Origin of the sequence: Streptomyces canarius (assembly GCF_014650735.1) — a bacterium.
Classification (GTDB): Bacteria; Actinomycetota; Actinomycetes; order Streptomycetales; family Streptomycetaceae; genus Streptomyces; species Streptomyces olivaceoviridis.
Window position 1 is genome coordinate 68,793 of record NZ_BMVN01000017.1, and the last position, 11,135, is coordinate 79,927.

Annotated in this window: 10 protein-coding genes; 9 read left to right on the forward strand and 1 reads right to left on the reverse strand. The window is 72.2% G+C overall.

All coding sequences use genetic code 11. The features are described 5' to 3' along the window. Positions 1–41: 41 nt before the first annotated feature. From IE294_RS23815 to ftsH, 3 genes are all read left to right on the forward strand, one after another. Entirely contained in the window at positions 42–2,495 is a 2,454-nt protein-coding gene (locus tag IE294_RS23815; protein ID WP_189889298.1) for a [protein-PII] uridylyltransferase, read from the forward strand. A gap of 81 nt (positions 2,496–2,576) precedes the next feature. Continuing rightward, entirely contained in the window at positions 2,577–4,124 is a 1,548-nt protein-coding gene (gene ffh / locus IE294_RS23820) for a signal recognition particle protein (RefSeq protein ID WP_189889300.1), read from the forward strand. Positions 4,125–4,242: 118 nt separating this feature from the next. Then, entirely contained in the window at positions 4,243–6,177 is a 1,935-nt protein-coding gene (gene ftsH / locus IE294_RS23825) for an ATP-dependent zinc metalloprotease FtsH (protein WP_189889302.1), read from the forward strand. Positions 6,178–6,193: 16 nt separating this feature from the next. Here the strand turns inward: ftsH and IE294_RS23830 are convergent, their stop codons facing one another. Next, on the reverse strand, positions 6,194–7,078 hold the full coding sequence (locus IE294_RS23830) for a class I SAM-dependent methyltransferase (RefSeq protein WP_189889304.1): 885 nt from the start codon (positions 7,076–7,078) through the stop codon (positions 6,194–6,196). A 522-nt stretch (positions 7,079–7,600) separates the two neighbouring features. On the opposite strand from IE294_RS23830, the gene IE294_RS23835 reads away from it, so the two are divergent. The 6 genes from IE294_RS23835 (at position 7,601) to rplS (ending at position 11,115) form a co-directional block, all read left to right on the forward strand. Then, a complete protein-coding gene (locus IE294_RS23835; protein ID WP_189818696.1) occupies positions 7,601–8,197 on the forward strand; it encodes a hypothetical protein in 597 nt (198 codons plus the stop codon). 298 nt (positions 8,198–8,495) lie between these two features. Further along, a complete protein-coding gene (gene rpsP / locus IE294_RS23840; RefSeq protein WP_189889306.1) occupies positions 8,496–8,915 on the forward strand; it encodes a 30S ribosomal protein S16 in 420 nt (139 codons plus the stop codon). A 5-nt stretch (positions 8,916–8,920) separates the two neighbouring features. Beyond that, positions 8,921–9,160 (forward strand): RNA-binding protein, encoded by a 240-nt coding sequence (locus IE294_RS23845; RefSeq protein WP_003973401.1) that lies wholly within the window; start codon positions 8,921–8,923, stop codon positions 9,158–9,160. 82 nt (positions 9,161–9,242) lie between these two features. Further along, the gene (rimM, locus tag IE294_RS23850) at positions 9,243–9,800 is read left to right on the forward strand and encodes a ribosome maturation factor RimM (protein ID WP_189818697.1); all 558 of its coding nucleotides are present in this window, start codon (positions 9,243–9,245) and stop codon (positions 9,798–9,800) included. Next, positions 9,797–10,630 (forward strand): tRNA (guanosine(37)-N1)-methyltransferase TrmD, encoded by an 834-nt coding sequence (trmD, locus tag IE294_RS23855; RefSeq protein WP_189889307.1) that lies wholly within the window; start codon positions 9,797–9,799, stop codon positions 10,628–10,630. The genes rimM and trmD overlap by 4 nt, the downstream gene beginning before the upstream one ends. A gap of 134 nt (positions 10,631–10,764) precedes the next feature. Beyond that, a complete protein-coding gene (gene rplS / locus IE294_RS23860) occupies positions 10,765–11,115 on the forward strand; it encodes a 50S ribosomal protein L19 (RefSeq protein ID WP_189818699.1) in 351 nt (116 codons plus the stop codon). The last annotated feature ends 20 nt before the right edge of the window (positions 11,116–11,135 follow it).

The window sequence follows — 11,135 nt, forward strand, 5'->3', positions numbered from 1 at the left end:
GGGTCAGGGGAACCTCGGGGGAAACGGACAGGAGTCGCTGGGTGACCGGTACGGATGTGCGGAAAGAGACGGAAGACTCGGGACCCGGCGGGTACGCGGCGGCCCGGCTGCGCCTCCTCACGGAGGGGGCGCGGTCCGGGCCGCCGCGCCGTGCCGCCCTCTCCGGGCTGACCGACGACTGGCTCGCCGGACTGTTCGACGCGGCGGCGGGAGCGGCGCACGGCGTCTCGCTCGTCGCCGTCGGCGGCTACGGCCGCGGGGAACTGTCCCCGCGCAGCGACCTCGACCTCGTCCTGCTCCACGACGGCTCCGACCCCGGCGCGGTCGCCGCCCTCGCCGACCGGCTCTGGTACCCGGTCTGGGACCTCGGCCTCGCCCTCGACCACTCCGTCCGCACCCCCGCCGAGGCCCGCAAGACGGCCGGCGAGGACCTCAAGGTCCACCTCGGCCTGCTGGACGCCCGCCACCTGGCCGGCGATCCCGCCCTCACCGCCGGCCTGCGTACCGCCGCCCTCGCCGACTGGCGCAACCAGGCCCCGGGGCGCCTCCCCGAACTCCAGGAACTGTGCGCCGAACGCGCCGCGCGCCAGGGCGAGCTCCAGTACCTGCTGGAACCCGACCTCAAGGAGGCCCGCGGCGGCCTCCGCGACGCCACCGCCCTGCGCGCCGTCGCCGCCTCCTGGCTCGCTGACGCCCCCCGCGAGGGCCTGGCCGACGCCCGCCGCCGTCTCCTCGACGTCCGGGACGCCCTGCACCTGGCCACCGGCCGCGCCACCGACCGGCTCGCCCTCCAGGAACAGGACCAGGTGGCCGCCGAGCTGGGCCTGCTCGACGCCGACACCCTGCTGCGGCAGGTCTACGAAGCGGCGCGGGTGATCGCGTACGCCAGTGACGTGACCTGGCGGGAAGTGGGGCGCGTGCTGCGTGCGCGCGCCGTCCGGCCGCGGCTGCGCGCCATGTTGGGCGGCGCCAAGCCGGTCACCGAACGGTCGCCCCTGGCCGAAGGCGTGGTGGAACAGGACGGCGAGGTGGTGCTCGCCCGCGCCGCACGTCCCGAGCGCGACCCCGTGCTCCCGCTGCGCGCCGCGGGCGCCGCCGCCCAGGCCGGCCTGCCGCTCTCCCTGCACGCCGTACGGCGCATGGCCGCCACCGCGCGCCCCCTGCCCACGCCCTGGCCCGCCGAGGCCCGCGAGCAGCTGGTCACCCTGCTCGGCTCCGGCCGTCCCACGATCGAGGTCTGGGAGGCCCTCGAGGCCGAGGGCCTGATCACCCGCCTGCTGCCCGACTGGGAGCGGGTGCGCTGCCGGCCGCAGCGCAACGCCGTGCACGTGTGGACGGTGGACCGCCACCTGATCGAGACGGCGGTCCGCGCCTCCGAGTTCACCCGCCGCGTCAGCCGCCCCGACCTGCTGCTGGTCGCCGCCCTGCTGCACGACATCGGCAAGGGCTGGCCCGGCGACCACTCGGTGGCCGGCGAGATCATCGCCAGGGACGTCGCCGCACGGATCGGCTTCGACCGCTCGGACGTGGCCGTGCTGTCCCTGCTGGTGCGCCACCACCTGCTGCTCATCGAGACCGCCACCCGGCGCGACCTGGACGACCCCGCCACCGTCCGCTCGGTCGCCGAGGCCGTCGGCAGCCAGAGCACCCTGGAACTGCTGCACGCCCTCACCGAGGCGGACGCCCTCGCGACCGGCCCGGCCGCCTGGTCCTCCTGGCGCGGCTCCCTCGTCGCCGACCTCGTCCGACGGGTCCGCGCCGTCCTCGCCGGGAACGCCCCCGACGAGCCCGAGCCGGCCGCGCCCACCGCCGAGCAGGAACGCCTCGCCATCGAGGCCTACCGCACCGGCGGCCCGGTCCTCGCCCTGCGCGCCCAGACCGAACCGGTCCCCGACGAGGAGCCGGCCGGCGACCCGGAACCCCTGGGCGTGGAGCTGGTCATCGCCGTACCCGACCAGCCCGGTGTCCTCCCCGCGGTCGCCGGTGTCCTCGCCGTGCACCGCCTCACCGTGCGCACGGCGGAACTGCGCGCGCTGCGCCTGCCGGACGGCGTGGACGACGACGGAACCGTCCTCCTCCTCAACTGGCGGGTCGCCGCCGAGTACGGCTCCCTGCCCCAGGCGGCCCGGCTGCGCACCGATCTGGTCCGCGCCCTGGACGGCACCCTCGACATCGCCGGCCGCCTCGCCGAACGCGACGCGGCCTACCCGCGCCGCCGCGGCTGGACCGCTCCGCCGCCGAGGGTGGCCGTCGCCCCGGCCGCCTCCCACCACGCCACGGTGATCGAGGTCCGCGCCCAGGACGCCCCGGGCCTGCTGTACCGCATCGGCATGGCCCTGGAGAAGGCGGGCGTACGGGTGCGGAGCATGCACGTGAGCACGCTGGGCTCCAACGCGGTGGACGCGTTCTACGTCACGACGGGGGCGGGCGCGCCCCTGCCCGCCGGGGACGCGGCGTCGCTGGCGGGGGTGCTGGAGGAGACGCTGCGCGGATGAGCTGCCCCGGTCCTTGCGGCGCCGGGATACCCTGGAGGGCGACCTTCAAGACCGTCACCGACCCCGAGGACCGCGAGCGCCGTGTTCGACACTCTCTCCGATCGCCTGTCAGCGACTTTCAAGAACCTGCGCGGCAAGGGACGGCTCTCCGAGGCGGACATCGACGCCACGGCGCGCGAGATCCGCATCGCGCTCCTCGAAGCCGACGTGGCGCTGCCCGTCGTGCGGGCGTTCATCAAGAACGTCAAGGAGCGCGCGCTCGGCGCCGAGGTCTCCCGGGCGCTCAACCCCGCCCAGCAGGTCCTCAAGATCGTCAACGATGAACTGGTCACCATCCTCGGCGGCGAGACCCGGCGTCTGCGTTTCGCCAAGCAGCCGCCCACCGTGATCATGCTGGCCGGTCTCCAGGGTGCGGGTAAGACCACCCTCGCGGGCAAGCTCGGCAGGTGGCTCAAGGAGCAGGGCCACTCCCCGCTGCTGGTCGCCGCCGACCTCCAGCGCCCCAACGCCGTCAACCAGCTCAGCGTCGTCGCCGAGCGCGCCGGTGTCGCGGTGTACGCGCCGGAGCCGGGCAACGGCGTCGGCGACCCGGTGAAGGTCGCCAAGGACTCCCTCGACTTCGCGAAGTCCAAGGTCCACGACATCGTGATCGTGGACACCGCCGGCCGCCTCGGTATCGACGCCGAGATGATGCAGCAGGCCGCGGACATCCGGGACGCGGTCGGCCCCGACGAGATCCTGTTCGTCGTCGACGCCATGATCGGTCAGGACGCCGTCAACACCGCCGAGGCCTTCCGCGACGGCGTCGGCTTCGACGGCGTGGTCCTCTCCAAGCTCGACGGTGACGCCCGCGGTGGTGCGGCCCTGTCCATCCGGCAGATCACCGGCAAGCCGATCATGTTCGCGTCGAACGGCGAGAAGCTGGACGACTTCGACGCGTTCCACCCGGACCGGATGGCCTCCCGCATCCTCGACATGGGTGACCTGCTCACCCTGATCGAGCAGGCGGAGAAGACGTTCAGCCAGGAAGAGGCCCAGAAGATGGCCTCGAAGCTGGCGTCGAAGAAGGGCCAGGACTTCACCCTGGACGACTTCCTGTCCCAGATGGAGCAGGTCAGGAAGATGGGCAGCATCAGCAAGCTGCTCGGCATGCTCCCGGGCATGGGCCAGATCAAGGACCAGATCGCCAACCTGGACGAGCGGGACGTCGACCGCACCGCCGCGATCATCAAGTCGATGACCCCGGCCGAGCGCCAGGACCCGACGATCATCAACGGCTCCCGCCGCGCCCGTATCGCGCGTGGTTCCGGTGTCGAGGTCAGCGCGGTGAAGAGCCTGGTCGAGCGGTTCTTCGAGGCCCGCAAGATGATGTCCCGCATGGCCCAGGGCGGTATGCCGGGCATGCCGGGGATCCCGGGCATGGGCGGCGGCCCCGGCCGTCAGAAGAAGCAGCAGAAGAAGGCCAAGGGCAAGCAGCGCTCCGGCAACCCGATGAAGCGCAAGCAGCAGGAGCTGGAGGCGGCGCAGCGCCGCGAGACCGCCGCGCAGGCCGGGAACGCGTTCGGGCTGCCGCAGCAGGGCGGCCAGGACTTCGAGCTGCCGGACGAGTTCAAGAAGTTCATGGGCTGAGTCCACGAAGCGCACGGGCTGAGCCCCGCTCGCACGACACGCCGGGGGCGCCTCCCTGCCACAGGGGGGGGCGCCCCTTGCGCGTGCCGAGGCCCGTGGGGTGTCGTAACGTCCAGATATGAGTGATGCGGCGCCGCCCCGCAAGGCGCCTGATCAGCCGTGGCGCGCCGAGGGCACACCGGAGGAGCCCCCGCGGCGGTCCGGCCGGCTCAGGGGCGGCAAATGGTGGGGCCTGCTCGCCACCGCGGTGGTCGTCTTCGTGCTGGCCTACGTCGGGCTGCACTACTTCGGCCAGGGCAACGAGCCGACGATCTCGTACACGGAGTTCAGCAGACAGGTCGGCGAGGGCAACGTCGCCACGATCTACTCCAAGGGCGACGCGATCCAGGGCCAGCTCAAGAACCCCCGCTCCGATCCCGAGGGCGGCGGGCAGTACACCAAGTTCAAGACGCAGCGGCCGGCCTTCGCGGACGACCGGCTGTGGCAGAACCTGAGCAGCCACGGGGTCACGGTCACCGCGCGGCCGGTCGTACAGGAACGCAGCCTGACGGCCAACCTGCTGATGTCCCTCATCCCCATCGCGGTCCTGGTCGTGGTGTGGCTCCTCGTCCAGCGGCGGCTCGGCGGGATGCTGCCCGGCGCGGGTGGCCTGTTCGGCCGCCGGTCGCCGCCCAGACCGGTCGGCCCGCGGCCGGACACCGAGCGCACGACCTTCGCCGACGTGGCCGGCATCGACGAGGTCAAGGGCGAACTCGACGACGTCGTCGACTTCCTGGAGCACCCCGACGTCTACCGCAGGATGGGCGCGAAGCTGCCGCGCGGGGTCCTGCTCTCCGGACCGCCCGGCACCGGCAAGACCCTGCTCGCACGGGCGGTCGCGGGGGAGGCCGGCGTGCCGTTCTTCTCGGCCTCGGCGTCCGAGTTCATCGAGATGATCGTGGGCGTCGGCGCGTCCCGCGTCCGCGAGCTGTTCGCCGAGGCCCGCAAGGTGGCGCCGTCGATCATCTTCATCGACGAGATCGACACCATCGGACGCGCGCGCGGCGGCAGTTCGTCGATGAGCGGCCATGACGAGCGCGAGCAGACGCTGAACCAGATCCTCACCGAGATGGACGGCTTCTCGGGCGCCGAGGGCGTGATCGTCATCGCCGCGACCAACCGCGCGGACATCCTGGACCCGGCGCTGACCCGTCCCGGCCGCTTCGACCGGGTGGTCACCGTGTCCCCGCCGGACCGCGGGGGCCGCGAGTCGATCCTGCGGATCCACACCCGGCAGATCCCGCTCGCGCCCGACGTGGACCTGACGCAGCTGGCCCGCGTCACCCCGGGCATGACCGGTGCGGATCTGGCCAATCTCGCCAACGAGGCCGCTCTGCTCGCGGTCAAACGCAAACAGGAGCAGGTGACCGGCGCCGACCTGTCCGAGGCGCTGGAGAAGGTGCAGCTCGGCGCCGAGCGCACCCTGGTCATGCCGGAGGAGGACCGCCGCCGTACCGCGTACCACGAGAGCGGCCATGCCCTGCTCGGCATGCTGCAACCCGGCGCGGACCCCGTCCGCAAGATCACCATCGTGCCGCGCGGCCGGGCGCTCGGGGTGACCATGTCCACGCCCGAGGTGGAGCGGTACGCGCACTCCGAGGAGTACCTGCGCGGGCGCATCATCGGCGCCCTGGGCGGCATGGCGGCGGAAGAGGTCGTCTACGGGGTCGTCACGACGGGCGCCGAGAACGACCTCGAACAGGTCACCAACATCGCGCGCGGGATGGTGGGCCGCTGGGGCATGAGCGAGCGCGTCGGGAGGCTGTCCGCCCTGCCGAGCGACGCCCAGCAGGCGTACGGACTGTCGGCCGCCCCGCAGACCCTGGACGTCATCGACTCCGAGATGCGGCGGATCGTGGACGAGTGCTACGAGGAGGCGTGCCGCAAGCTCCGCGACCACCGGGGCCGGCTGGACGCGCTCGCGCGGGCGCTGCTGGAGAACGAGACGCTGGAGGAGGCGGACGCCTACCGGATCGCCGGGATCACCCGCCTGACCAAGCCGAGCGAGGACTGACGACGGACCGGCCGCGCTAGGGCACGCGCGCGATGAGGTAGCGGAAGACGTTCGGCATCCACACGGTGCCGTCCGGGCGGCGGTACGGGTGCAGGGCCTCCGTCAACTCCTTGTCGACCTGTTTGGCGTCGGTCGCCGCGATCGCCGGGTCGAACAGGCCGGTGGACAGCAGCCCCCGTACGGCGCTGTCGAGGTCGGCGTACCCGAACGGGCAGGCGACCCGGCCCGAGCCGTCCGGCTTCAGCCCGGACCGCCCGGCGACCTCCTCCAGGTCGTCGCGCCGGGCGGGCGGCCGTCCGCGCGCGCCGCGCAGCGGATCGGCCAGTTTGGCGGCCACCCGCAGTACCGAGGAGGTGGCGCAGCGCTCCGGTGGTCCCCAGCCGGCCAGCACCACGGCGGCCCCCCGCCCGGCCAGCGGCAGCGCGCCGGCGAGCAGGTCGTCCAGCCCCTCGGCGTCGCCGGCGAGGCCGCCGACCGGCTCGAAGGCGGTCACCAGGGTGTACGCGCCCGTCTCCGGGCCGCCCGTGGCCGGGGGTGGACCGTCGAGGAGTTCCGCGGCCGTACGTGCGCGCGCGCCGCGTCCGCGGTCGCCGCCCCGGCCGGGCGGGGCCTTGGGCAGCAGGCGCTCGCGCGCGAGGGCGAGCCGTTCGGGGGAGGCGGAGTCGACACCGGTGACCGCGGCGCCCCTGGAGGCCGCCATCAGCAGGGCGAGCCCGGAACCGCAGTCCAGCCCCAGCAGCCGGGTGGCGGGGCCCACTTCGAGTCGGTCGTACACGGCTTCGTAGAGCGGTACGAGCATCCGCTCCTGGATCTCGGACCAGTCACGCGCGCGTGCGCTCAGGTCCACGCGGGGTGCGGACTCCGCGCGGGACGTGTGCTGCCGCACGAGCGTAGGTGTCATAGGTAAGCGCCCCAATCCGCCGACAGTTCGCCGCCGCGCCCGGTTGCGTGCCCCCGTGCCGTGCGCGCGCCCTTCCCACGTATGCCAGGTAACTCCCGGCTCGCGGTGGCGTCCAGGGGTCGTGGGGCCCGGCTTGGGGTGCGGGCGCCGGTGTGGCGAGATTTCACATCCCGGTAATCCGGATGGCCCTACCGTGTCGGCCCTTGGGCGGCGGGCCGGTGACGGAGGTCGCGGCGGTACGCGGTAACGTCACGCAGGCCGTGGACGCCGACCGGGGCGAGGGCGTGCGCCGAGCGCGGCCGAAACGCCTCTTGCGCAGCAGTCGGCCCTCGTCGCCTCAGGGCTCACCGGCGGTGCGTAGCGCGGACTACGCACCAGCTTGGTAGGAGCTGTGACGCTTCTCCGCAGATCAGCGCACCCGCCCTCGTCAGGACGCATCAGTGGCAACTGACGGGTACGTGCAAAATTATTTGGGATGCCCCGGAATAGGAACACAGCGGCCCTCCCGCTCGTTGTCATTACGTGAGCACGACACAGACACCACCTGTTCTCGCCGCAGAGCTGGCGCAGGCGTGGGCCGACATTCAGCGGTACCACCCCGAGCTGCCTGACCTTGCCGCACCTGAATCCCTGATCGGGGAGTCGTCGTCCGCGTGCGGTCACGAACTCTCCTTCGAGAGGCTGCTCCACGAGGCAGTCCACGGCATCGCCGCCGCCCGCGGCGTCCGCGACACCTCCCGGGCGGGCCGTTACCACAACCGCCGTTTCCTCGCGATCGCCGAGGAGCTGGGCCTGGACCACCCCGAGGAGCCGCACCCGAGCAGCGGTTTCTCGCTGGTCACGCTCAACTCCGAGGCGAAGCGGCGCTACCGCCCGACCATCGAGCGGCTCCAGCGCGCCCTGAAGGCCCACACGGTGGCCACCTCGGCCGACACCTCCCGCACCTTCCGCGGCCCGGCCGCCCGGCACGGCTCCTCCGGTGGCGGTGTCCGCGTCAAGGCGGTGTGCGACTGCGGCCGCAATGTCCGGGTGGTGCCCTCGGTCCTCGCCCAGGCCCCGATCGTCTGCGGCGGCTGCGGCAAGCCGTTCAGGATCCCGGAGGTCGTGGGAGCGGCGTAGCGGTCACGGCTGCTCGTGGCAGCCGTGGCCGGTGGCGACCGCGACCTCACAGCACCGGGCGGCGCACCCGACGTGACCTCACCTCCACGCCGGGTGCCTCGCCGGCATGCCCGGGCGGAGCTCGCGCACCCTCGGCCGGGAGCGGCCCGCGGGGTATGGCAGAATGGCTAGCTGTACTCGACAGCCGCACAGGACCCCTCTCTCCTCCGGCTGACGCGTCCATCGGGCACTCGGGTACCGCAACCCCACGCGGCAACTCGCCGTGCCCAACCACGTCAATCCAGGAGAACCCACTCCCGTGGCAGTCAAGATCAAGCTGAAGCGTCTGGGCAAGATCCGTGCGCCTCACTACCGCATCGTCGTCGCCGACTCCCGTACCCGCCGTGACGGCCGGGCCATCGAGGAGATCGGCAAGTACCACCCGACCTACAACCCGTCGGTCATCGAGGTGGACGCCGAGCGTGTGGCGTACTGGCTCGGCGTCGGCGCCCAGCCGACCGAGCCCGTGCTCGCCATCCTGAAGAAGACCGGCGACTGGCAGAAGTTCAAGGGCGAGCCGGCTCCCGCGCCGCTGCTCGTGGCGGAGCCGAAGGCCACCCGTCCGTCGTTCGAGGCTCTCGGCGGTGACGACGAGGGCAAGGGTGAGGCGATCACCCAGAAGAAGAAGGCTGAGAAGAAGGACGAGGCCGCTGCCGAGTCCGAGTCCACCGAGGCCTGAGCAGCATGCTCGAAGAGGCGCTTGAGCACCTCGTGAAGGGCATCGTCGACAACCCTGACGATGTGCAGGTCGCCTCGCGCAACCTGCGCCGCGGGCGCGTGCTGGAGGTCCGGGTCCACCCGGACGACCTCGGCAAGGTGATCGGCCGCAACGGCCGCACCGCGCGCGCCCTGCGCACCGTCGTGGGCGCCATCGGCGGTCGCGGTGTCCGCGTCGACCTGGTCGACGTGGACCACGTCCGCTGACGCTTCATCGCAACCGGCTCGGGCCGGGGAGGGCCACAGGGCCGTCCCCGGCCCGCAGTCGTACGACAGGAGATTTGGACAGGTGCAGCTCGTAGTCGCACGGATCGGCCGTGCCCATGGCATCAAGGGCGAGGTCACCGTCGAGGTACGTACCGACGAGCCGGAACTCAGGCTCGCGCCCGGCGCCGTACTCGCCACGGATCCCGCCTCGACGGGACCGCTGACCATCGAGACCGGGCGCGTCCACAGTGGCCGCCTCCTCCTGCGCTTCGCGGGTGTCACCGACCGCAACGCCGCCGAAGCGTTGCGCAACACCCTGCTGATCGCCGAGGTGGACCCCGAGGAACGGCCCGAGGACGAGGACGAGTACTACGACCACCAGCTCATCGACCTCGACGTCGTCACCGAGGACGGCACGGAGGTCGGCCGGATCACCGAGATCTCGCACCTGCCCACGCAGGACCTCTTCATCGTCGAGCGCGCCGACGGCAGCGAGGTGCTGATCCCCTTCGTGGAGGAGATCGTCACCGAGATCGACCTGGCGGAGCAGAAGGCGGTCATCGCGCCCCCGCCCGGCCTGATCGACGACCGCGCCGAGATCGCCTCCGCCAGGGACGAGTCCGGGGACGACGGCGCATGAGGCTCGACGTCGTCACGATCTTCCCGGAGTACCTGGAGCCGCTGAACGTCTCCCTCGTGGGCAAGGCACGCGCGCGTGGACAGCTCGACGTCCGGGTGCACGACCTGCGCGCGTGGACGTTCGACCGGCACAACACGGTGGACGACACGCCCTACGGCGGCGGCCCCGGCATGGTCATGAAGACCGATCCCTGGGGAGACGCCCTGGACACCGTCCTCGCCGACGGTTACGAGACGGGTGCCCGGGCGCCCGCGCTGATCGTGCCCACGCCCAGCGGTCGCCCCTTCACCCAGGAACTGGCCGTCGAGCTGTCCGAGCGCCCCTGGCTGATCTTCACCCCGGCCCGCTACGAGGGCATCGACCGGCGTGTCATGGACGAGTACGCGACCCGGATGCCGGTCTACGAGGTCTCCATCGGCGACTACGTCCTCGCCGGCGGTGAGGCGGCCGTCCTGGTCGTCACCGAGGCCGTCGCCCGGCTGCTGCCCGGCGTCCTCGGCAACGCGGAGTCCCACCGCGACGACTCCTTCGCCCCCGGCGCGATGGCCAACCTCCTGGAAGGCCCCGTCTACACCAAGCCGCCCGTCTGGCGCGGCCGGGACATCCCCGAGGTGCTGCTCAGCGGCCACCACGGGAAGATCTCCCGCTGGCGCCGTGACGAGGCCCTGCGGCGCACGACCCTGAACCGCCCCGACCTGATCGAGCGCTGCGACCCCAAGGCCTTCGACAAGAAGGACCGCGAGATGCTCTCCATCCTGGGCTGGGAACCGGACCCGGACGGGGAGCCGTACGGCCGATTTTGGCGCCGGGCCGAGGGCGTGGAACAATAGACCGCTGTTGTGCGCCCGTCCGGTGTGCGCCCCTGCCACAGGGGGACACGACGCCCGCCCCGACCCGCACGGCAGACTCCTGTACACCTAGCTCCCGTTGATGACCTGTGGCATCAGCGAAGAAAGCAGACGAAATGTCTCACCTGCTCGACTCCGTCGACGCCGCGTCGCTGCGCAGCGACATCCCGGCCTTCCGCCCGGGTGACACCGTCAACGTCCACGTGCGCGTCATCGAGGGCAACCGCTCCCGTGTGCAGCAGTTCAAGGGCGTTGTGATCCGCCGCCAGGGCTCCGGTGTCCGCGAGACCTTCACGGTCCGCAAGGTCTCGTTCTCCGTCGGCGTCGAGCGCACCTTCCCGGTGCACACCCCGATCGTCGAGAAGATCGAGCTGGTCACCAAGGGTGACGTGCGCCGCGCCAAGCTGTACTACCTCCGTGACCTGCGCGGCAAGGCCGCGAAGATCAAGGAGAAGCGCGAGAGCTGAGCGCTTTCCCGCCGGTCACA